The following is a 20,754-nucleotide window of genomic DNA, read 5'->3' on the forward strand; positions in this document are numbered from 1 at the left end:
CATCTGATCCTTTGACAATAATGTGGTAGGTAACTCTCAAGTGCGAAAACAAAATCACCCAGTGCTACGCTCGGCTATTTTATTAACTTGTGCTTTATCTGCCACATATCCCCTCACCTCTTCCGCTGCCAGTCAGCAAGAGTTAAAAGGCGTTTCTAGCGAAATCAGCCGTCAGCGTAAATCGCTCACTTCTCAAGAAAAACAACTTAACGATCTGCAAAAGTCGCTTAAAGACCAAGAGCTTGGTATCTCGAAACTAGAAAGAGAAATTAAGCAAACTAAGGCCGAGTTAGCGCAAGCCGATCAGAACATAAATAAGTTGGAAGAGAAAATTGCACTGCAAGAAGGTCAACGCCAAGCGCAAGAGGAAGAGCTAAAACAGCTCATTCAAACCTACTACGTGACGGAACGCGCCAAAGCCAATGGACATCTGCTCAATGAAGGGGTTGAAGAAGATCGCATCAGTCAATATTTCCAACACTTAGCGAAAGCACGTGCGGAGGTTATTGATGCTATTACTAAAACCACTCAAGAGTTGGCGCACAATAAAAACCAACTTGAGTTGGAAAAAGAACAGATAGAAACCTTGCTTAAGCAGCAATCGGAAAAGCGCTCGTCATTGGCAAGCACGCAATCGAAACGTAAAGGCACGCTAAGCAAGATTCAGAAAAGCATCAAAGACGACAAACGTTACCTTTCAGAATTGCAACGCAACGAAACCCGCCTAAAAGCGGAGATCGCGAAAGCCGCGAAACGTAACGCAGTACCGATGGATGGTATTGCGAAACAACGTGGCAAACTGCCTTGGCCACTCAAAGGCCGAGTCTTGCATAACTTCGGAACCAGACAAACTGGCCAAGTAAACTGGAAAGGCATGGTGCTTTCAGCAAGCTACGGTCAACAAGTCAAAGCCGTTTACCCAGGTACCGTTGTATTCGCTGAATACTTACGCGGTTATGGTCTAGTCGTTCTGCTCGACCATGGTAAAGGCGACATGACGCTCTACGGTTACAACCAAGCATTGACCAAGAAAGAAGGCGATAAGGTAACAGCCGGTGAAGTAATTGCCCTTGCGGGTGATACAGGTGGTCAAGACAGACCTTCACTGTACTTCGAAATTCGCCGTAACAGTGAAGCGCAAAACCCAAAATCTTGGTTAAAGCGTATGTAGCTGTCGTTTATCATCGCAGTTCTAATCAGCACTATCACGACACAAAAAACAAAGGAGCCACTCGGCTCCTTTGTTGTATGTATATTTTGGAAAGTGCTATGCGTAGTAGGTCTCAACCGCATCAATAAAGGCACTAACATCATCTTTGCTTAGCGCATTGATGCCCGCCGCAGCTTCTCGACCACCACCTGTCGGGAACTGTCCACACACAGCCACGGCACCTTGCTTGTTATTCAGTGGCGCGCGAAGAGAAACCGTGTAAGTACCGTCTGCATTTTCAGTTAACACCGCATGCGCAGAGTCTGGGGTTTGGTTTGCAAGCCAGTTGCCATAAACACCACTAATTCGACGTGATGCTGCATTGTTTGGCAGTTCAAATAGCTTGAGCTTCGCACTTTCGTGAGTAGCAGGAACCGCCTGCGCCGCATCCATATCTTGTTGATAAGCCGATTGCAATTGGTAGTAAGGTGACGCTTTATCTGCAATCGCATCGAATGGTGAAACGTATTGCTTCAACGCTTGGTACAAGTCCGCTGGGTGAAAATGAAGGTCGTCTACTTTAGAGCCATAGCCGTTGTAGTTGATTAAGGTGCCAAGCTCTTTTAGCTGTGCTTTCTGCTCTTGATTAAGTCCGGCTTTGTCCGCCAATGCATCCGCTTTAGCGATCAAGTTATCGCCATAAGCAGCGGTAATCGCCCATGTATGAAAACGGCCATCAAGCAGTTTATCGACAATCAACGCAGTACACATGTTGGCATCGAGATCGATGTGCGCGTCCAAATTACCGTGTTGAGGAATCTCGCCCGCTTTGTGGTGATCAGCGTAGAAAACATGCGCGCCTTGAGCCAAAGCTTGCTCTAGACCTACCATGTTCTTTTCCATTGAAATGTCCAACACTGTCAGCTCATCACCCGCTTGCACACCCACTTTTTCCACCAGTTTGATGTCGCGCTTTACGCCTGTCACCAACTCAGCGTTGATGGGATCCGCTAAGCGCAATTGCAGCAATGCAATGATGCCGTCGGCATCGCCATTAAAAATGTCGTAATTCATTGAACGATAGTTCCTTTATCGAGAATCATCTTCCACTAGAAAGTATGGAAGAGCATGAGTTCTATTGTGCGAAATGAGCACAGCAAGTCAACTCAAGGAAGGAGTTGAAAATGAGAGCTGCGCTCTAAACCTTAAGCGTTGAGCCATACTCTCATTTTCTGAAATGAATAAGGAAGGAAAATAGTATTAACTGTGCAGACGACTCACTGCTTCTTCAAGCAAAAGCAACTGTTCCATGCCCTGCTCGGTCGCCACGGGTTTCACCACGTTAAGCATCTGCAACATGCCTTGTTTCACCATTAGCTCGGTAATATCGGTCTTTGATGACATCGCCGATTGGTAAGCTAACCAACTACACGCAATAAGATGCAGCGTGCAAACCAGTGATTTCAACTGCTCTTGGTCGACATTCAATAGCTTCAGCGACACAAACTCTTGCATGATTGCAATGAGATTGGCTTGCAGCTTCTCTTGAACATCAATGTATTCATCATGCAGTTGCTCATCTCGAGAAAGGATTTCTGGCAGGTTCGCGTAGAAAAAACGGTACTTCCACATCAGAGTGAAGATTGAATCGAGGTAGCTTTTCAGCATGGTCAGGCTCTCTTGAGAACCTTGAATTGGAGTAAAGCGTTCTAGCAGTTCCGCAGAGTAAAGCGCGAAAATCTCACGCACGATTTCTTGCTTGTTGCGGAAGTGGTAGTAAAGATTGCCTGGGCTAATTTCAATATGGTCAGCAATGTGGTTAGTTGTAATATTGCGCTCACCATGTTGGTTAAACAACTCCAGTGCGGCATAAACGATTTTGTCGCGCGTTTTCATGGTTATCGTATTCCCTCTTCATTATCGAATCGAGTATAGCGACTTCACCAACCTAGGTCGATAGAGGCTCCAAATACGGTAACATAGCAGACCAGTTAGAATGCCAATCGAGTTCGCAATCAAGTCGTGCCATGAGGTTTGGCGCCCCACATAACCTTGTAAAACTTCAATCACAGCGCTGAATAACAGAATGCTCAGTGCCACAATCCAACGCTGACGCCAGCTTGCTACACAGAAACAGCCCAAGAAGCCAAAACCACTGTACGCCATCGCGTGCTGCATCTTATCTAAGTACGCAATATTCCCCCAATCTTGCAACTCTCCAGAGCTCAAAGATAGGTAAGCAATTAATGTCGCGTAACTAAGTAGCACCAAACGTGCAGCGGTCAGATTCATCGTCAATCCTTAAGCAATTGGGAATGGGAAAGCAGTCACTTGGTCAATATGGTCACAACCAAGAGCCAACATGATCAAGCGATCAACGCCGAGCGCCACACCGGCACAATCTGGCAAGCCTGCTTCTAACGCGCCAATCAAGTGGTAGTCGATCGGCTGTGGCTTCAAACCCATTTCAAGACGCTTAGCATTATCTTGTTCAAAGCGCGCCAATTGTTCTTTCGGGTTATCTAGCTCATGGAAACCGTTCGCCAACTCGATACCTTTGAAGTACACCTCAAAGCGATCAGCAACGCGATTGTCTTGTGGATTAATCTTCGCTAATGCTGCTTGCGATGCAGGGAAATCATAAACAAATGCCGGCACTTGCTGACCAATCTTAGCTTCCACACCGATGCTGAACAGCAGTTGCAGTAAAGTATCGCGATCTTCTTCAGGCTCGGCAATGTCACTCAAGCCCAGCTTTGCCGCCACCGCTTTTAGCTCTTGCATCGAGCCTTCTAACGGGCACACGCCAAGTACGTCAATAAAAGCTTGCTGGTAAGTCATGCGCTCGGCAGCGCCGCACTTCAATACCAGTTGTAGCAGGTCATCCATTTCGTCCATCAGCTTGTGGTGATCAAAGCCGATGCGGTACCACTCTAACATGGTGAATTCAGGATTGTGGTGACGACCATTCTCTTCATTACGAAACGCTTTGTTGATTTGGTAGATACAACCACTGCCTGCGGCTAGTAAGCGCTTCATATGGAATTCAGGGCTAGTCATAAAAAACAGCTTGCTGCCATCGGCATAACCTGGGCCAACAAACTCGGTCTGGAAAGTATGCAAATGAATGTCGGTCACAGTGGCGTGACTCATGGCTGGCGTGTCGACTTCCATCACCTGTCGCTCGGCAAAGAATTGACGAATAGCGGTGATCAACGCGGCACGTTGACGAAGTTGTTCCATAGAAGCAGTAGGTTGCCAGGTCGTTTGCATAACAAGACTCTCAATACATAAGTGAGCGAGGAAAATAGCAATTTTGGCACGCTTTGCCTAGCTCGGCGAGGGGGGATTCATCTTAATTGTATTGGTCTAAATACGAATAAAACTCGATCAGAATTGAAGCAAGCATTCCACGTTCTACAGTACAAAAAACACTCACAACTTACCCTATTATCAATGAGGGTAATGTCGTGCAACACCTGTGTAACATTGAGCAGCTTTACGTTTATCCCTCAACTGTTTCGTGCCGTGATAGCAGTCACATAACCTAGAATTTCTATGCTCTCGTGTGCATTACCGGAGAAAAAACCCAAATACATCAATTTTTCTGCCATAAGGCTCCCCTACACTAACCCTACTACTTTTGAGGGATAGCCTAAAAACGGTGCCCTCACACTCACAATAACAAGCGGATTTCCGCAATCACACACTGGAGGATAACTGTGCAAACTATCACCACAGATATCGCAGTCATCGGCGCAGGCGGCGCTGGTCTTCGTACTGCTATTGCAGCGGCTGAAGCAAACCCGGACTTAGAAGTAGCGCTTATTTCTAAAGTTTACCCAATGCGCTCCCATACGGTTGCTGCAGAAGGTGGCTCAGCAGCAGTTATCAAGGATGAAGATAGCTTAGACAACCACTTCAACGACACTGTTGGCGGTGGTGACTGGCTATGTGAACAGGACGTTGTTGAATACTTTGTAGAGAACGCGACTCGCGAAATGATCCAAATGGAGCAATGGGGTTGCCCATGGAGTCGTAAAGAGAACGGTGAAGTCAACGTACGCCGCTTTGGTGGTATGAAGGTTGAACGTACTTGGTTCGCTGCAGATAAAACTGGCTTCCACATGCTTCACACGCTATTCCAGACGTCGATGAAGTACGACAACATCAAGCGCTTTGATGAGTACTTTGTTGTCGACTTGCTTGTTGATGAAGGTGAAGTACAAGGTCTGATTGCAATCCACATGTCTGAAGGTGAACTAGTTACGATTAAAGCGAAGTCTGTCGTACTAGCAACAGGTGGCGCTGGTCGCGTTTACCACTGTAACACCAACGGCGGTATCGTAACGGGCGACGGCATGGCGATGGCTTACCGTCACGGCGTTCCTCTACGTGATATGGAATTCGTTCAGTACCACCCAACAGGTCTTCCTGGCACGGGTATCCTAATGACTGAAGGTTGTCGTGGTGAAGGCGGTATCATCGTCAATAAAGACGGCTACCGCTACCTACAAGACTACGGCATGGGCCCAGAAACTCCAGTGGGTCAACCTAAGAACAAATACATGGAACTTGGTCCACGTGACAAAGTTTCTCAAGCTTTCTGGCACGAACAACAGAAAGGCAACACCATCAAACACCCTCTTGGTGATGTGGTGCATCTAGACCTTCGCCACCTAGGTGAAGAGTACCTACAAGAGCGTCTACCGTTCATCTGTGAGCTAGCGAAAGCTTACGTGAACGTTGACCCTGCAAAAGAGCCAATTCCAATTCGTCCAACGGTTCACTACACCATGGGTGGTATTGAAACCAACGGCGAATGTGAAACTCGCATTAAAGGTCTATTCGCGGTTGGCGAATGTGCGTCTGTTGGTCTTCACGGTGCAAACCGTCTAGGTTCTAACTCGCTGGCTGAGTTCGTAGTATTCGGTCGCGTTGCGGGTGAACAAGCGGTGAAACGCGCGGCAGAATTCAAAGGCTGGAACGAAGAGTCTATCGCGACTCAAGTGAAAGCTGTAGAAGATCGCATTGCTGCTCTAATGAACCAAGAAGGTGATGAAAACTGGGCTGATATCCGTACTGAAATGGGTCACACCATGGAAGCAGGTTGTGGTATCTACCGCCAAGAAGATTTGATGCAAGCAACGATTGATAAGATCACTGAACTTAAAGCTCGTTACAAGAAAATCAGCATCAAAGACAAAGGCAAAGTGTTCAACACTGACCTTCTATACGCTATCGAAGTGGGTTACGGCCTAGAAGTCGCAGAAGCGATGGTTCACTCTGCGATCCTACGTAAAGAATCTCGTGGTGCGCACCAACGTCTAGACGACGGTTGTACAGAGCGTGATGACGTGAACTTCCTGAAACACTCGCTTGCTTTCTTCAAAGAAGATGCAGCACCAAGTATCGACTACAGCGGCGTGAAGATCACTAAATCTCAGCCAAAAGCACGTCTATACGGTGAAGCGGCAGAGAAAGCTGCAGCAGCTGAAAAAGCCGCTGAAGCAGAAGCGAAGAGCACAGAGGAGCAAGCATAATGTCAGCAAACCGCATTCAAAAAGTAGACATTCTGCGTTACGACCCTGAGAAGGACGCGGAACCATACACGCAAACATTCGAAGTTCCATTTGATGAAACCATGTCTGTACTTGATGCACTTGGCTACATCAAAGATCACCTAGATAAAGATCTGTCTTACCGTTGGTCTTGTCGTATGGCGATCTGTGGTTCTTGCGGCATCATGGTAAACAACGTGCCTAAGCTTGCTTGTAAGAGCTTCCTACGTGATTACCCGAATGGCGTAACTATCGAGCCTCTAGCAAACTTCCCAATCGAGAAAGACTTGATCGTTGATATGACGCCGTTCATCGAGCGCCTAGAAGCGATCAAACCTTACATCATTGGTAACGACCGCAAACCAGAAGACGGCACAAACCTACAAACACCAGAGCAAATGGCGAAATACAAGCAGTTTGCTGGCTGTATCAACTGTGGTCTTTGCTACGCAGCATGTCCTCAGTTCGGTTTGAACCCTGAGTTCATCGGCCCTGCGGCACTGACTCTGGCACACCGTTACAACCTAGACAGCCGTGACAACGGTAAAGATGAGCGCATGAAGCTGATCAATGGTGAAAACGGCGCTTGGGGTTGTACGTTTGTTGGTTACTGTTCTGAAGTTTGTCCGAAGAACGTTGACCCAGCAGCAGCAGTAAACCAAGGCAAAGTGGAGTCTTCTATGGACTTCGTGATTGCGATGTTGAAACCTGATGGTTCACCAAAGAAAGTGGAGGCATAAGGATGAGCAACCGTAAACCTTACGTTCGTGAAATAAAACGCACATGGTGGAAGAACCATCCTTTCTACCGCTTCTACATGGTACGTGAAGCAACGGTGCTTCCTCTAATCCTGTTCACTATCTTCCTGACTTTCGGTCTAGGTTCATTAGTGAAAGGCCCTGAAGCTTGGCAAGGTTGGTTGGAGTTCATGGCAAACCCTATCGTGGTAGCGATCAACATCGTTGCACTGCTAGGTAGCCTATTCCACGCACAAACTTTCTTCAGCATGATGCCACAGGTAATGCCAATTCGTCTGAAAGGCAAACCTGTAGATAAGAAGATCATCGTTCTGACTCAGTGGGCAGCGGTAGCGTTCATCTCACTGATCGTTCTCATCGTGATGTAAGGAGCTTGAGTAATGAAACCGAATTATAGTGTTAATACAGCACCGAAACGTTCTGATGAGCCAATCTGGTGGGGTCTATTTGGTGCAGGTGGTACTTGGTTTGCGATGATCACGCCAATCACAGTACTCGTACTGGGTATCCTAGTTCCACTAGGCATCATTGATGCAGAAGCAATGAGCTACGAGCGCGTGTCTGAATTCGCGACTAGCATCATTGGCGCACTGTTCATCATCGGTACGCTAGCACTGCCAATGTGGCATGCAATGCACCGTGTACACCACGGCATGCACGACCTTAAATTCCACACAGGTGTGGTAGGTAAAATCGCATGTTACGCGTTTGCAGGTCTTATCTCTGCACTAGCCGTTATCTTTATCTTCATGATTTAAGAGACCGACGGAAATGAAAAAAGCTGGCACCTCGCCAGCTTTTTTATTACCTGTTATTTGTATTTATCGTCAGTGCTATTCAATAAAGGTCGCGATTTCATCCAGCGACTTTTTGTGCATCGCATGTTCTGGAATGGTTGCGTCTTCTTCCGGATAACCGGTCACAATCAACATATACGGACGGTCGACATCGTTGTCTCGCCCACAGATCTTACTCAAGAAACTCATCGGCTTTGGCGTGTGCGTCAAGGTACCCAAACCGGCGTTATGTAATGCTTGAAGCAAAAAGCCTGTAGCAATCCCGACTGACTCATGCACGTAATAATTGGCTTGCTCCCCATCGTTACTCATACCACCTTTCTTTTGCGAAAACACCGCGATCAGCCACGGCGCTTTTTCCAAGTACGGCTTACTGGCATTCGTGCCAAGTGGCTTCAGTGCATCTAACCATTCTTGCCCTGCTCGACCTTCATAGAAAGAACGTTCTAGTTCTTCAGCGGCTTGACGGATCTGCCCTTTCACTTCTGCACTGTTAATCGCAACAAAATGCCAAGGTTGATGGTTTGCCCCACTAGGTGCCGTACCCGCTGCTCGAATGCAGTGCTCAATGACTTCTTTCGCTACTGGGCGATCAGAGAAACTTCGAATCGAATGACGGCGCTGAAGTTGCTCAAAGTTGTGTACAGCTCTTGCTGCCATTTCCTGTGGAGGGTACTCAACAAAATCATTGAGTGGATGGTGTTGCTCTTGAGTCGACATAGTGCTTCCTTGCGCTTATTGGGTGTTGATTCACTATAGCCACAAATTTCACCCTCGCCTTTTTATCTTCATAAAATCAATGTGATATTGAGATAAAGCGCAAATATTCAGCCGTATTTCACCAACAAAAAAGAGAGGCTGATAACACGTATCAGCCTCTGCATTACTCTGATTTGTACAGCTATCAGAGCTTTTGGTCACCTATGATCTTATTGCTGTGTGACCTTCTTGGTTTGGTCCATTAAACCAAGAGCACCAAAGCCAGTAATCACATCAAGGTTGGTTTTCAGACCTGTCGCTTCCCCACCACCGATGTAGTTTTGTGGCATCTGCACTTGGAAGTTTTGCAGGTTGTTATACAGCGAGTTCGCCACATCTCGGTTCAGCTCTGCCAAGTACACTTCTCGGTTTGCACCCAGTGCCGCGTACTTCGCTTTCAAGACTTCCGCTTCTGCACGGCCTTTTTCAAGAATCGCTTTTGCTTCAAATTCTGCTGATAGAGCATTGGCTTTTTGAATCGCTAGGTTCGCTTCTGCAATCGCTAGCTCTTTCTCTTTTTCCACCTCAGCCAGTCGCTTGGTTTTCTCAACTTCGACGATTTCACGCTCTGCAATCTGACGTGCAACTTCGACTTCTTTTTGCTGTGCGATGATCGCAAGCTCTTTACTACGTTGAGCATCTTGTACTTCACGGGTACGTTGAATCTCTTTACGTAACTGCTCAGTCTCTGCTTGTGCTTTGGAGGTCTCTTGCTCCTGAATCGCACGGATACGGTCTGCTACTAAGCGCTTTTTATCTGCGAGCAATTGATCAAGCTGCTTCTCTGGTTGCGGGTCACCGATGGTCACCTGCGTCACTTGAATACCGTATTGCTGTAGTGGGTTATCCTGACGGATTGGTTGGCCAGTATTGTCCACTACCGGCACCGTCTTCCAAACCAATTGGTTAGTGCGTTGCAGTTGGTTCGCGTTCGACTGATTCGCGCCCACCGGAGCAAGATCTAGCTCTTCCACTTCTACCTGACGACGCTCTGTCAGATAAATACCTTCACGCAGTTGGTCTCCCAATTTGGATTTGAACTGGTTCAAGCCGCCTTGGAAAAACTCTTCACCTGTGTATTGAGTCGCGGTAATCACCGTCACGTTACGTGCATTCTTCACCAACAATGCATCAATTAGGTTACTGTTGTTGCGGAACTCTTTATGCATCTTCTTCACCGCTTCTGGGTCATTACTTAACTTGAAGCGGAATGTCACTGGGATCTGACCAATGTAGGTATCGGCAAAGCGAACCTGAATCGCATCAAGGCGTTGATAAAAATCTTCGCCCTTGCTGTTACCAAATGACACGGTGATCACTTGGTCATACTTGGTAATCTTGGACAGAAACGGCATGCGAAAGTGAATGCCCGGCTCTGTGAAGACGTCCAATTCACCAGTGATGTTGTTCTGATGCACATAGCTGTAACCCGCATCGGTCATCAGCACTGAGCTGTTAATCGTTAAGCCTATTGCCAGCAGCGGAATACCAAATACGGCTGCTTTCAATCCTTTATGTAGTAACTGACGTCTCTCTTCCACCTTTAAACCTCGTCCTAAGCCTCTGCTTTCCATTTTGTTCTCCTTTTTGGATTGTCATTGAGTTAAATCGATAAAAATCAAATTGCTATGCAACTCGCTGACAACGAGGTCTAATGTATCAAATTGTTACATTAAGAAATAATCGAAAGATTCATGAAATAAATAAGATTTTTACGAATAATACAAAATCATCAGAAATTTGCGAAAGATATCGATGTTTTGCACAGAGGCATCAAAGAGAGGAAAATAGCGGACAATAAAAAAGGCCGCCGAAGCGACCTTTTCAATCAGAAAGTCTAAGGTGAATTACTTCACACGACCTACGTATTCACCAGTACGAGTGTCAACTTTGATCACTTCGCCAATTGCGATGAATAGTGGTACACGTACTACAGCGCCAGTTGATAGTGTTGCTGGTTTACCACCTGTACCTTGAGTATCACCTTTCAGACCTGGATCTGTGTCAGTAACTTCTAGTTCAACGAAGTTTGGTGGAGTAACAGTAATTGGGTTACCGTTCCAAAGCGTGATCATACAAGTGTTGTTTTCTACCAACCACTTAGCGTTTTCACCAACCGCTTTCAAGTCAGCAGCGATCTGCTCGAAAGTTTCGTTGTTCATAAAGTGGTAGAATTCGCCGTCTGAATATAGATAATCTAGGTCGATATCCATTACGTCTGCCACTTCACAAGTGTCACCAGACTTGAATGTTTTCTCTAGCACTTTACCAGAAAGAAGTTTACGAATTTTAACGCGGTTGAACGCTTGGCCTTTACCTGGTTTAACGTATTCGTTTTCCAGAATTACACAAGGCTCGTTATCAAGCATTAACTTAAGGCCGCCTTTAAATTCATTGGTGCTAACTGTAGCCATTTTTTCCTCTTACATTCTTAGAGCTAAATTCAATGCCGCACATAATAACCCGAAAAGTCGAATCTGTTGAGCAAAACTGGCTCAAACAGTTAGCGAATGGGATCTCCGATCCTGCAAAATTGCTGGAAATGTTGGAAATCGATCCTTCACCATGGCAGGACGGGTTCGCTGCGCGTAAGCTGTTTGCACAGCGTGTACCGCAAAGTTTTGTCGATAGGATGGAAAAAGGCAATCCTTACGATCCACTTTTGCGCCAAGTATTACCTTTGAGCGAAGAGTTTGAGGTACATGAAGGCTATTCGAATGATCCGCTAGAAGAGCAAGACAACGAACTTCCAGGGTTGCTCCACAAATACCGCAATCGTGCATTGATGATAGTGAAAGGTGGTTGTGCGGTGAATTGCCGTTACTGCTTCCGTCGCCACTTCCCATATCAAGAGAATAAAAGCGGCAAACAGGCGTGGACGAAGTGCTTGGAGTACATGGCACAGCAGCCAGAACTCAATGAAGTAATCTTCTCTGGTGGCGATCCTCTGATGGCGAAAGACGATGAGATCCACTGGCTGCTTGAACACATCGCAAAAATCCCACACATCAAACGCCTGCGTATTCACAGCCGCTTGCCTGTGGTGATCCCTGCACGTATCACCGACGAACTATGCCACCTACTTCGCGCTTCTCGTCTACAGATCGTATTGGTGACGCACATTAACCACGCCAACGAAATCAACGCTGAGTTTGCTGCTCAAATGGCGAAGCTAAAGCAAGCTGGTGTCACTCTGCTTAACCAAGGTGTACTGCTGAAAGACGTTAACAATAGCGTTGAAGCACAGGTTGCGCTAAACGAAGCGTTATTCGATGCTGGCATTTTGCCGTACTACTTGCACGTTTTGGATAAAGTCCAAGGTGCGGCGCATTACTTTGTTCCCGACGAAGAAGCCAAAGAAATCATGCGCGGTGTGATCACGCGAGTTTCTGGTTACCTAGTGCCTAAGCTCACCCGTGAAATTGGCGGTCGCCCAAGTAAAACACCACTGGATCTGCATCTAGAATAAGTTGCTCGCCGTATAAAGATTGTCGTTACGAGCAAAAGCTTTTGTTCGATCAGACGGTCTTATCTATGCATACTCCGCAAATTTGGAGGTTAAGATGCAAGCAACTTTTGAACACCTTTTCGATCTTGGCCCTTTTAGTTGGGCTGCGCTGCTTTGTTGTGCCATCAATGGTTTAATGATTGGCATTGAGCGCCAAACTCGCGGTAAACCCGTTGGTATTCGTACCGCAATTTTAGTTATCTCAGGTACTTACCTATTTATGTCGATGGCGGTCTCTTTGTCGCCAAATACATTAGATCAAGCCCGTGTACTTGGTCAGATCATTACTGGTGTCGGCTTTTTAGGTGCCGGTGTGATGATGACTCAAGACGGTAAAATTCACGGCGTGACTTCAGCGGCCGTCATTTGGGTGTTGGCGGGGCTAGGCTTGATGATTGGCTTGGGTTACTTATCACAGTCGATCATCATTACCGTATTGGCACTGACCGTTTTACTCGGAGTGGACAAAGCGGAAAACCGCGTCAAAGCATTGCGTCGTGGTGTGCACCAGAAAATGCAGCAACGAAAAACATCAACGCGTTTAGTTAAGTAATCAAGCACAATAAAAAAGACCCCGACATCATGCCGGGGTCTTTTTGTATCTGGCGTTAAGTTAGGAAGGTGACTTAACTTTTGGCGAAGCTCGCTAACTATTTAGCGAAGTTCACGATTGGGAAACACTTGAAGAAGCCGTTGTCCGCACAGTTTAGAAGACCAATTTGAACACCGTCGATTTGGTCAGTCATGTTGAAGAAACCTAGCTGGAAGTTAGATTTTTTAGAGATACTTGCCAGACCGATATCTGCCATTGTGTAACCTTCAGAGTAGTTCACAGCACTCCAGTTTAGACCTTCAACGTTGTTAGTTACGTTTACCGCACCTAGGTTAAGACCCGTTGTTTGGCCTTGGTTCCAGTTGAATAGACCTAGAGAAACACCCTTCATCTCTTGGTTTACTTTAGACGCACCAAAGAAAAGACCGAAGTTCACACCAGTAGTACGGTCTGTTTCAGACATACCTAGTAGAGAGAAATCGACACCTTTTACTTCGTTCACTTGACCGTGAAGAACCGCAAGACGAACACCACCAACAGAAGAGTTAGAAGGTGCGTTAGTGTTGTCGATAGTAGAGAACATAACTGGTGAGCTATCAGCAAGAGCAACAGGTGAAGCGATAACGGCTGCAACAGCCAGTGACGTCATTAGCTTTTTCATTTTTATCTCCATGGGGGAATTTAGTGTTTACAACACACTGTAATGTTCAAAGTTTGCGTCATTTTAACCAAATAAATGTTAGCGGGAAGTCATATTTAACCGCTTGAATAAATAAGCAATTGATTCATCAAACTTATTTTTCTGCATTTTTCCTGACCGTTTGCGCACAATAGCCACACAATTGCGTATTTTTAAACCAATTAACCTGATAAAAATTAAGCGTAATAATTACTCACTAACTATCAGATTAAAAAGAAAAAGTAAGAATAAACCTACAAACTTACGCACAGAAAGCTCTGTCCCAAACTAACAGACACAAAAAAGCCGAGGCATTCACCTCGGCTTCCTAGTTTGGTTTGGTCGGTTGTCTTTAAGCTATAACGTCTTAGAGCAAAGAGAAAGCGCGGAGTTTACACACGTAAATGAGCACTTTCGATGCAGCTATAAGGCGTTAGAGCGACAAGACAAGCAGCAAATTACATCATGCCGCCCATACCACCCATACCGCCCATGCCACCCATATCAGGCATACCTGCGCCGTCTTTTTGTGGTAGGTCAGTAACCATCGCTTCAGTTGTGATCATTAGACCTGCTACTGATGCTGCGAATTGTAGTGCGCTACGAGTTACTTTAGTTGGGTCTAGGATACCCATCTCTAGCATGTCGCCGTATTCGCCTGTTGCTGCGTTGTAGCCGTAAGAACCTTCACCCGCTTTCACGTTGTTCGCTACTACTGACTCTTCGTCACCTGCGTTCTTCGTGATTTGACGGATTGGCGCTTCCATTGCACGTAGTGCAACACGGATACCAACGTTTTGCTCTTCGTTGTCGCCTTCTAGGTCAACAATCTTAGATGCAGCGCGGATTAGTGCAACACCACCACCAGCAACTACGCCTTCTTCAACCGCTGCGCGAGTCGCGTGTAGTGCGTCTTCTACGCGGTCTTTCTTCTCTTTCATTTCAACTTCAGTTGCTGCACCAACTTTGATTACTGCAACACCGCCAGCTAGCTTAGCAACGCGCTCTTGTAGTTTCTCTTTGTCGTAGTCTGAAGTTGCATCTTCGATTTGCTGACGGATTTGAGCAACACGACCTTGGATCATTGCTTCTTCACCCACGCCATCGATGATGGTTGTGTTTTCTTTTGTGATTGCAACGCGCTTCGCTTGACCTAGGTCTTCTAGTGCTACTTTTTCTAGCTCTAGACCTACTTCTTCAGAAATCACGATACCGCCAGTTAGGATAGCGATGTCTTGTAGCATTGCTTTACGACGGTCACCAAAACCAGGCGCTTTCACTGCTGCTACTTTAACGATGCCACGCATGTTGTTCACAACTAGTGTTGCTAGTGCTTCACCTTCTACGTCTTCAGCGATGATCAGTAGTGGGCGAGATGCTTTTGCTACTGCTTCTAGTGCTGGAAGAAGTTCACGGATGTTCGATACTTTCTTATCGATCAGAAGGATGAATGGGTTTTCTAGATCAACGCTGCCTGCTTCTTGGTTGTTGATGAAGTAAGGAGATAGGTAACCGCGGTCGAACTGCATACCTTCTACTACGTCTAGCTCATCTTGTAGCGCTTGACCTTCTTCAACAGTGATAACACCGTCGCGGCCAACTTTTTCCATTGCTTCAGCAATGATGTTACCTACGCTTGAGTCAGAGTTCGCAGAGATAGTACCAACCTGTGCGATTGCTTTAGTGTCGTTACACTCAACAGATAGCTCTTTTAGTTGCTCAACCGCTGCGATAACTGCTTTGTCGATACCGCGCTTAAGATCCATTGGGTTCATACCCGCTGCTACTGCTTTTAGACCTTCGTTTACGATTGCTTGCGCTAGTACGGTTGCTGTTGTTGTACCGTCACCCGCTGCGTCGTTTGCTTTAGACGCAACTTCTTTAACCATTTGTGCGCCCATGTTCTGGAATTTGTCTTCCAGCTCAATTTCACGCGCTACTGATACACCATCTTTAGTGATTGTTGGTGCACCAAAAGATTTGTCTAGAACTACGTTACGACCTTTAGGACCCAGTGTTACTTTCACTGCGTCCGCTAGAACGTTTACGCCTTCTAGCATTTTAACTCGTGCGTCATTACCAAATTTAACGTCTTTAGCAGCCATCTTTGATTTCCTTTCTAAATTCTGTTTTTGATTGCGTTTTGAATCAGAGCAAAAAATTACTCAACGATTGCTATTAGTCGACAATAGCCATGATGTCGTTTTCAGACATGATAAGAACTTCTTTGCCGTCGATCTTCTCAGTCTTAGTGCCGTAACCTTCAGCGAAGATAACGGTATCACCAACTTTAACGTCCAGCGGTAGCACTGTGCCGTTCTCTAGGATGCGGCCTTTACCCACAGCTAGAACAACACCGCGAGTCGATTTTTCCGCAGCAGAACCAGTTAAAACGATGCCACCAGCTGACTTAGATTCAACTTCTTTACGTTCAACGATAACTCGGTCATGTAATGGACGAATGTTCATCGGTCGTCTCTCCTGAAAATTTCCATGATTATTTGATAATTGCCCGCTCAGGGGCACGTGATCTGTATATAAGGGCAAAGCTAAGGATCCCAAGGGGTAGACGTGAAATTTTTGTGACTTAGTTAAAATAACCAGCAGCTAAGCAACGGTTTGCGTGCGAAATGCTCGCTCGCCGAGGCAATGGCTTTCTTGTATCCTTTCCCTTCCCTCACCAGATAGACGTCAAAAATGTTGGAAAAGAATAAGCCGGGCAACCAGGCCGAAGACAAACATGGTTTGTTGACCGCCTCCATTCCCGACACCTTACGCAAAATGACCGTACCCATGACCATGGGCATGATCGCGATTTTGATGTTTAACTTGGTCGATACCTTCTTCATCTCGTTATTGGGTACCGAAGCGCTCGCGGCGATCAGTTATACCTTCCCAGTAACCTTTGCGGTGAACTGCATCACCATGGGTATTGGTATGGGATTGTCGACCAATATCGGCCGCCTGCTTGGTCAAGGACATGCTTCTCAAGCAGCTCGCTTTACCAGCCATGGTTTACTGCTCGCTGTTGTTTTAGTCACCATCGCCTCGACACTGGGTTTCTTTACTATTGAGCCACTGTTCAGCTTACTCGGGGCAAAAGAAGACTCGATTCCACTGATTGAGCAGTACATGCAGGTCTGGTATTTAACCATTCCTCTATTGGTGATCCCAATGGCAGGCAATAGCGCTATTAGGGCGACAGGTGACACCAAAACCCCAGCCAAGATCATGATGCTCGCAGGGCTTATCAACGGCATTCTCGATCCTCTGCTGATCTTTGGTTACGGCCCTTTTCCTGAGCTCGGTATTCAGGGCGCTGCTATCGCCAGTGCATTCAGTTGGTTTGGCGCGCTCTGCGGGTCTTTCTATGTATTGGTGAAACGCGAGAAATTACTTGCCGCACCGCACTGGTCGCTCATCAAACAAGACTGGCAACAAACCTTAAAAATAGGCACACCGGCAGCACTATCGAACGCAATGAACCCATTATCGGGCGCGATTTTGATGATGATTTTGTCTAGCCACGGCACCGCAGCGGTCGCGGCTTATGGCGCTGCGCAACGTATTGAATCAATCTTGATTTTGGTGCTGATGTCGCTGACCTCTGCACTCACCCCGTTTATGGCGCAAAACTTTGGGGCTAATAATCCTGCTCGTGCATTCTCTGGCTGGTTCCTGAGCATGCGCTTTGCGGTGGTCTTCCAAGGCTTTATCTTTTTGATGATGGTGCCTCTCAGCATTCCTCTTGCTGCGCTTTTCTCTCAAGAAGCAACGGTAAAAGACTTGCTGTGGCATTATCTATTAGTCGTGCCATTTAGCTACGGCTTCCAAGGGATTGTGATGATGTTGGTGAGTGGCTATAACGCGATGCACAAACCGCTGCGAGCCTTCCAGTGGAGCTTTATGCGCTTGTTCGTCTTTACGTTGCCAGCGGCATGGATAGGCAGTCAGCTTTATAGCATCGAAGGTTTGTTTATTGGTATTGCTCTGGGTAACACATTGGGCGGGTTGTTAGGCTATCTCTTTGCCCTGCGCGAGCGTCGCCTGACGTTAGCAGAGCACCCAAGTTCTTAACTCGGCACAAAGCCTGTCTCAAACAAACTTCAGCTCGGACAAATTTCAGATAATAAAAAACCGCGGATAACCGCGGTTTTTTTGATTTTGACTTTATCAAGCAGGCTTAGAATAGCTCTTCAGCAACTTGGTATAGGTCGTTGCGTACTGGACGCTTCATGTTCTCGATTGCATCGATGATGTCGTGGTGAACCAGTTGCTCTTTCACGATACCAACACAACGGCCGCCGTGACCTTCCATTAGTAGGTGAACAGCGTAGTTACCCATGCGAGATGCTAGAACACGGTCGAATGCTGTTGGACGACCACCACGTTGGATGTGACCAAGAACCGTTGCGCGAGTTTCACGACCAGTTGCCGCTTCGATCTCTTTCGCTAGTTCGTTTGCATCCATCATCAGCTCAGTTAGCGCGATGATTGCGTGTTTTTTACCTTTAGAGATGCCATCTTGGATGTTGCTGATTAGCTTCTCTTTATCTAGACCAGTTTCTGGAGTGATGATGTACTCACAGCCACCTGCGATTGCAGACATCAGAGTTAGGTCACCACAGTGACGACCCATGATTTCTACGATAGAAATACGCTGGTGAGAAGAAGACGTGTCACGTAGACGGTCGATTGCATCGATAACTGTGTTTAGTGCAGTTAGGTAACCGATTGTGTAATCCGTACCCGCGATGTCGTTATCGATTGTGCCTGGTAGACCGATACATGGGTAACCCATTTCAGTCAGTTTCTTAGCACCCATGTAAGAACCGTCACCACCGATAACAACTAGTGCATCGATACCGTGCTTTTTAAGGTTCTCAATCGCTTGTTCGCGTACTGCCACTTCCTTGAATTCAGGGAAACGTGCAGAGCCTAGGAATGTACCACCCTTGTTGATCACATCAGAAACGCTAGAACGATCTAGCTTTGCGATGCGGTCTTCGTAAAGACCTAGGTAGCCATCGTAAACACCGTAAACTTCCAATCCCTCAGATAGTGCTGTACGAACTACGCCGCGTACTGCAGCGTTCATACCAGGTGCGTCACCGCCACTTGTTAAAACACCGATCTTCTTAATCATGCTCACCCTCGATCTTTGGCAATCAATTTATTTAATTTTCTTTTAGGCCCCTTGTTACCAAGCAACCTGCATAATCCAGAACTGTGCGTTATGTTACATTTCCTCTACAGGAATACCAATGAAAACACACTTTTTTATGTAACTTTTCTACTTATGTAAGAGTATTACAGTTTCTCTTTGCAACTTCGTTGATTCACATCAGGATCACGATTCTTAGCAAGTAGTGATGGAAAGATAGTCAATAAGCGTCTATTTGTCGTCACGCTTGGTCTGATTTTTCGACCGCTACCAATCTTGTGCTTTTTGCTCTTTCTCTGGTCCAAATATCACCGATAACGGATCTTGGTGGATTAGCACATCTGCCTCTGGAAACAAGGCCAACAAATTCGCTTCCACTTCATCTGCAATATGATGGGCTTCTATTAAAGGTAGATGATCATTCAACTCTAAATGCAATTGAATAAAACGCGTTGGCCCAGACATTCGGGTACGGAGTTGGTGTACACCCAAGACACCTTCGACCTTCAAACACTCTTGACGAATTTGCTCCAGCTCTTCATCAGGTAGCTTTCTATCTAGTAATGTTTGAATCGCTTCGCTGACCATCTTGAACGCGCTGTACAAAATAAAGATACCGATACCGACCGCAAACACCGCATCGGCTTGCGTTACCCCAAAATAGCTCAAACCTAGCGCCACCATAATGGCACCGTTCATATAAAGGTCTGTTTGGTAATGCAGAGAATCTGCAGCGATAGCTTGGCTGCCCGTCATGCGCACTACACGCTTTTGGAACATCACAAGTCCAAATGTCATCACCATAGCAAACAGTGAAACGTAAACACCCAACTCTGGCGATTGCAGATCTTGTGGACGGAAGAAGCGCTCGATACCGTTTAGGATCAAAAACACCGCGGAGCCCGAGATAAACATCGCTTGTGCCAACGCAGCTAAAGACTCGGCTTTGCCGTGCCCGAAGGTGTGTTCTTTATCTGCCGGCTGGAGGGAATAGCGCACCACAATAAGGTTCACTACCGATGCGGCAATATCCAACATGGAGTCAATTAATGAGGCAAGTAAGCTGACAGAGCCCGTCACCCACCACGTGATGACTTTGACAATCAAAAGAAGCGTCGCCACGATGGTTGCCGTCCAAGCTGCCATCGTCACTAAACGTGCGTATTGCTGTTTCATAATCAAATAGTTAACTCAAACCGTGCTTTGAGTATACCTTGAGAATGATTTAATGAGTATGAAATCGCCAAGATCAAAAAGAGGCAGCACTCTGGCTACCTCTTTCACTTTATCTTTCAACGATTAGCTGTTGTGGTGCTTTTCCATGCGTTTTTGCATTTTTTCGCCACACTTTTGTTGACGCTCTTTTTGTAGCTCAACAAATTTTGTTTTTTGCTCAGGAGTCAGAACACTCAGCATTTGGTGTTTTTTCTCCATCATCTTAACGCGGCGTTCAGTTTGCTTCTCAACCATTTCTTTCGCTAGGTCGTTTGCCGCTGCTTCGTCGAAGTTATCCGCCAATAGTAGCGCTTGTACTTTGTCGTGGTGTGCTTGACGCTCTGCCATGCGAGCTTCGTGACCGTCGGCGAATTTCGCTTTCATTTCTGCTTTGTTCGCTTCTCGCATTTCTTTTAGCTGGTCTTTCTGTGCATCAGTTAGGTCTAGTTGACGCATGATGCCACGGTCCATACCCATACCACATTCACCGCGATGACCTTTGTGGTCTTTACCGCCGAATGCGAATGCACTCGCTGTACCTAGAGTTAGAGGTAGAACAACAGCCGCTAGTACTAATTTCTTTGCAGTTTTCATAATGAGATTCCTTACA

The 20,754-nt window shown here is 46.4% G+C and carries 21 protein-coding genes; 8 read left to right on the forward strand and 13 right to left on the reverse strand.

The annotated features are described in order from the left end of the window. Window positions 1-22: 22 nt before the first annotated feature. Window positions 23-1,171 carry a murein hydrolase activator EnvC gene (locus KIT90_RS24090; protein ID WP_032803124.1) on the forward strand — a complete coding sequence of 383 codons (1,149 nt, stop codon included), beginning with the start codon at window positions 23-25 and terminating at the stop codon, window positions 1,169-1,171. A gap of 96 nt (window positions 1,172-1,267) precedes the next feature. On the opposite strand, the gene KIT90_RS24095 is transcribed toward KIT90_RS24090, so the two are convergent. The 4 genes from KIT90_RS24095 to epmA form a co-directional block, all read right to left on the reverse strand. Continuing rightward, the gene (locus tag KIT90_RS24095) at window positions 1,268-2,224 is read right to left on the reverse strand and encodes an acetyltransferase (RefSeq protein ID WP_039840844.1); all 957 of its coding nucleotides are present in this window, start codon (window positions 2,222-2,224) and stop codon (window positions 1,268-1,270) included. Window positions 2,225-2,410: 186 nt separating this feature from the next. Then, on the reverse strand, window positions 2,411-3,046 hold the full coding sequence (locus KIT90_RS24100) for a TetR/AcrR family transcriptional regulator (RefSeq protein WP_005440488.1): 636 nt from the start codon (window positions 3,044-3,046) through the stop codon (window positions 2,411-2,413). Between the two features lie 21 nt (window positions 3,047-3,067). Then, complete coding sequence (locus KIT90_RS24105) at window positions 3,068-3,442, reverse strand: VanZ family protein (RefSeq protein WP_258490814.1); 375 nt, start codon at window positions 3,440-3,442, stop codon at window positions 3,068-3,070. A gap of 9 nt (window positions 3,443-3,451) precedes the next feature. Then, complete coding sequence (gene epmA, locus KIT90_RS24110; protein ID WP_005440485.1) at window positions 3,452-4,423, reverse strand: elongation factor P--(R)-beta-lysine ligase; 972 nt, start codon at window positions 4,421-4,423, stop codon at window positions 3,452-3,454. 449 nt (window positions 4,424-4,872) lie between these two features. Between epmA and frdA the strand changes: the two genes are divergently transcribed. From frdA to frdD, 4 genes are read left to right on the forward strand one after another with little or no spacing between them, the layout of a single operon-like run. Then, window positions 4,873-6,693 carry a fumarate reductase (quinol) flavoprotein subunit gene (gene frdA / locus KIT90_RS24115; RefSeq protein WP_061010659.1) on the forward strand — a complete coding sequence of 607 codons (1,821 nt, stop codon included), beginning with the start codon at window positions 4,873-4,875 and terminating at the stop codon, window positions 6,691-6,693. Continuing rightward, window positions 6,693-7,451: a succinate dehydrogenase/fumarate reductase iron-sulfur subunit gene (locus KIT90_RS24120; protein ID WP_005440483.1), complete on the forward strand. Its 759-nt coding sequence runs from the start codon at window positions 6,693-6,695 to the stop codon at window positions 7,449-7,451. The genes frdA and KIT90_RS24120 overlap by 1 nt, the downstream gene beginning before the upstream one ends. Before the next feature lie 2 nt (window positions 7,452-7,453). Then, complete coding sequence (frdC, locus tag KIT90_RS24125) at window positions 7,454-7,837, forward strand: fumarate reductase subunit FrdC (protein ID WP_005440480.1); 384 nt, start codon at window positions 7,454-7,456, stop codon at window positions 7,835-7,837. A 12-nt stretch (window positions 7,838-7,849) separates the two neighbouring features. Continuing rightward, window positions 7,850-8,227: a fumarate reductase subunit FrdD gene (frdD, locus tag KIT90_RS24130; protein WP_009707853.1), complete on the forward strand. Its 378-nt coding sequence runs from the start codon at window positions 7,850-7,852 to the stop codon at window positions 8,225-8,227. Between the two features lie 75 nt (window positions 8,228-8,302). Here frdD and KIT90_RS24135 read toward each other — a convergent pair whose 3' ends face one another. The 3 genes from KIT90_RS24135 to efp form a co-directional block, all read right to left on the reverse strand. Then, window positions 8,303-8,986: a nitroreductase family protein gene (locus KIT90_RS24135; protein ID WP_285379101.1), complete on the reverse strand. Its 684-nt coding sequence runs from the start codon at window positions 8,984-8,986 to the stop codon at window positions 8,303-8,305. Window positions 8,987-9,195: 209 nt separating this feature from the next. Beyond that, entirely contained in the window at window positions 9,196-10,599 is a 1,404-nt protein-coding gene (locus KIT90_RS24140) for an SPFH domain-containing protein (RefSeq protein ID WP_005440474.1), read from the reverse strand. 273 nt (window positions 10,600-10,872) lie between these two features. Then, window positions 10,873-11,439 (reverse strand): elongation factor P, encoded by a 567-nt coding sequence (gene efp / locus KIT90_RS24145; RefSeq protein ID WP_005440472.1) that lies wholly within the window; start codon window positions 11,437-11,439, stop codon window positions 10,873-10,875. Between the two features lie 32 nt (window positions 11,440-11,471). On the opposite strand from efp, the gene epmB reads away from it, so the two are divergent. Together epmB and KIT90_RS24155 are read left to right on the forward strand one after the other, a co-directional pair. Next, entirely contained in the window at window positions 11,472-12,494 is a 1,023-nt protein-coding gene (epmB, locus tag KIT90_RS24150) for an EF-P beta-lysylation protein EpmB (protein ID WP_285379102.1), read from the forward strand. 94 nt (window positions 12,495-12,588) lie between these two features. Continuing rightward, a complete protein-coding gene (locus KIT90_RS24155; protein ID WP_005440468.1) occupies window positions 12,589-13,086 on the forward strand; it encodes an MgtC/SapB family protein in 498 nt (165 codons plus the stop codon). A 97-nt stretch (window positions 13,087-13,183) separates the two neighbouring features. Here KIT90_RS24155 and KIT90_RS24160 read toward each other — a convergent pair whose 3' ends face one another. The 3 genes from KIT90_RS24160 to KIT90_RS24170 form a co-directional block, all read right to left on the reverse strand. Next, complete coding sequence (locus KIT90_RS24160) at window positions 13,184-13,747, reverse strand: VC2662 family protein (RefSeq protein ID WP_033006223.1); 564 nt, start codon at window positions 13,745-13,747, stop codon at window positions 13,184-13,186. A gap of 476 nt (window positions 13,748-14,223) precedes the next feature. After that, window positions 14,224-15,870, reverse strand: a complete 1,647-nt coding sequence (gene groL / locus KIT90_RS24165; protein ID WP_005440463.1) for a chaperonin GroEL — start codon at window positions 15,868-15,870, stop codon at window positions 14,224-14,226. A gap of 73 nt (window positions 15,871-15,943) precedes the next feature. After that, window positions 15,944-16,234: a co-chaperone GroES gene (locus KIT90_RS24170; protein WP_005440461.1), complete on the reverse strand. Its 291-nt coding sequence runs from the start codon at window positions 16,232-16,234 to the stop codon at window positions 15,944-15,946. 228 nt (window positions 16,235-16,462) lie between these two features. Between KIT90_RS24170 and KIT90_RS24175 the strand changes: the two genes are divergently transcribed. Continuing rightward, window positions 16,463-17,842 (forward strand): MATE family efflux transporter, encoded by a 1,380-nt coding sequence (locus KIT90_RS24175; RefSeq protein ID WP_285379103.1) that lies wholly within the window; start codon window positions 16,463-16,465, stop codon window positions 17,840-17,842. A gap of 106 nt (window positions 17,843-17,948) precedes the next feature. Here the strand turns inward: KIT90_RS24175 and pfkA are convergent, their stop codons facing one another. From pfkA to KIT90_RS24190, 3 genes are all read right to left on the reverse strand, one after another. Further along, entirely contained in the window at window positions 17,949-18,911 is a 963-nt protein-coding gene (gene pfkA / locus KIT90_RS24180; protein WP_005440457.1) for a 6-phosphofructokinase, read from the reverse strand. A 285-nt stretch (window positions 18,912-19,196) separates the two neighbouring features. Continuing rightward, entirely contained in the window at window positions 19,197-20,105 is a 909-nt protein-coding gene (fieF, locus tag KIT90_RS24185) for a CDF family cation-efflux transporter FieF (protein WP_041060881.1), read from the reverse strand. Window positions 20,106-20,228: 123 nt separating this feature from the next. Further along, the gene (locus KIT90_RS24190) at window positions 20,229-20,738 is read right to left on the reverse strand and encodes a CpxP family protein (protein WP_005440450.1); all 510 of its coding nucleotides are present in this window, start codon (window positions 20,736-20,738) and stop codon (window positions 20,229-20,231) included. Window positions 20,739-20,754: the final 16 nt, after the last annotated feature.

The sequence above is a fragment of the Vibrio sp. B172a genome, assembly GCF_030248355.1.
Taxonomy (GTDB): domain Bacteria; phylum Pseudomonadota; class Gammaproteobacteria; order Enterobacterales; family Vibrionaceae; genus Vibrio; species Vibrio owensii.

Coding starts and splice junctions, on each gene's coding strand:
- pfkA (WP_005440457.1), bottom strand. CDS start 18,911: ATGATTAAGAAGATCGGTGTTTTAACAAGTGGCGGTGACGCACCTGGT.
- KIT90_RS24105 (WP_258490814.1), bottom strand. CDS start 3,442: ATGAATCTGACCGCTGCACGTTTGGTGCTACTTAGTTACGCGACATTA.
- KIT90_RS24135 (WP_285379101.1), bottom strand. CDS start 8,986: ATGTCGACTCAAGAGCAACACCATCCACTCAATGATTTTGTTGAGTAC.
- frdC (WP_005440480.1), top strand. CDS start 7,454: ATGAGCAACCGTAAACCTTACGTTCGTGAAATAAAACGCACATGGTGG.
- KIT90_RS24095 (WP_039840844.1), bottom strand. CDS start 2,224: ATGAATTACGACATTTTTAATGGCGATGCCGACGGCATCATTGCATTG.
- KIT90_RS24155 (WP_005440468.1), top strand. CDS start 12,589: ATGCAAGCAACTTTTGAACACCTTTTCGATCTTGGCCCTTTTAGTTGG.
- KIT90_RS24175 (WP_285379103.1), top strand. CDS start 16,463: ATGTTGGAAAAGAATAAGCCGGGCAACCAGGCCGAAGACAAACATGGT.
- KIT90_RS24160 (WP_033006223.1), bottom strand. CDS start 13,747: ATGAAAAAGCTAATGACGTCACTGGCTGTTGCAGCCGTTATCGCTTCA.
- KIT90_RS24100 (WP_005440488.1), bottom strand. CDS start 3,046: ATGAAAACGCGCGACAAAATCGTTTATGCCGCACTGGAGTTGTTTAAC.
- frdD (WP_009707853.1), top strand. CDS start 7,850: ATGAAACCGAATTATAGTGTTAATACAGCACCGAAACGTTCTGATGAG.
- KIT90_RS24170 (WP_005440461.1), bottom strand. CDS start 16,234: ATGAACATTCGTCCATTACATGACCGAGTTATCGTTGAACGTAAAGAA.
- KIT90_RS24120 (WP_005440483.1), top strand. CDS start 6,693: ATGTCAGCAAACCGCATTCAAAAAGTAGACATTCTGCGTTACGACCCT.
- epmA (WP_005440485.1), bottom strand. CDS start 4,423: ATGCAAACGACCTGGCAACCTACTGCTTCTATGGAACAACTTCGTCAA.
- efp (WP_005440472.1), bottom strand. CDS start 11,439: ATGGCTACAGTTAGCACCAATGAATTTAAAGGCGGCCTTAAGTTAATG.
- KIT90_RS24140 (WP_005440474.1), bottom strand. CDS start 10,599: ATGGAAAGCAGAGGCTTAGGACGAGGTTTAAAGGTGGAAGAGAGACGT.
- epmB (WP_285379102.1), top strand. CDS start 11,472: ATGCCGCACATAATAACCCGAAAAGTCGAATCTGTTGAGCAAAACTGG.
- groL (WP_005440463.1), bottom strand. CDS start 15,870: ATGGCTGCTAAAGACGTTAAATTTGGTAATGACGCACGAGTTAAAATG.
- KIT90_RS24190 (WP_005440450.1), bottom strand. CDS start 20,738: ATGAAAACTGCAAAGAAATTAGTACTAGCGGCTGTTGTTCTACCTCTA.
- fieF (WP_041060881.1), bottom strand. CDS start 20,105: ATGAAACAGCAATACGCACGTTTAGTGACGATGGCAGCTTGGACGGCA.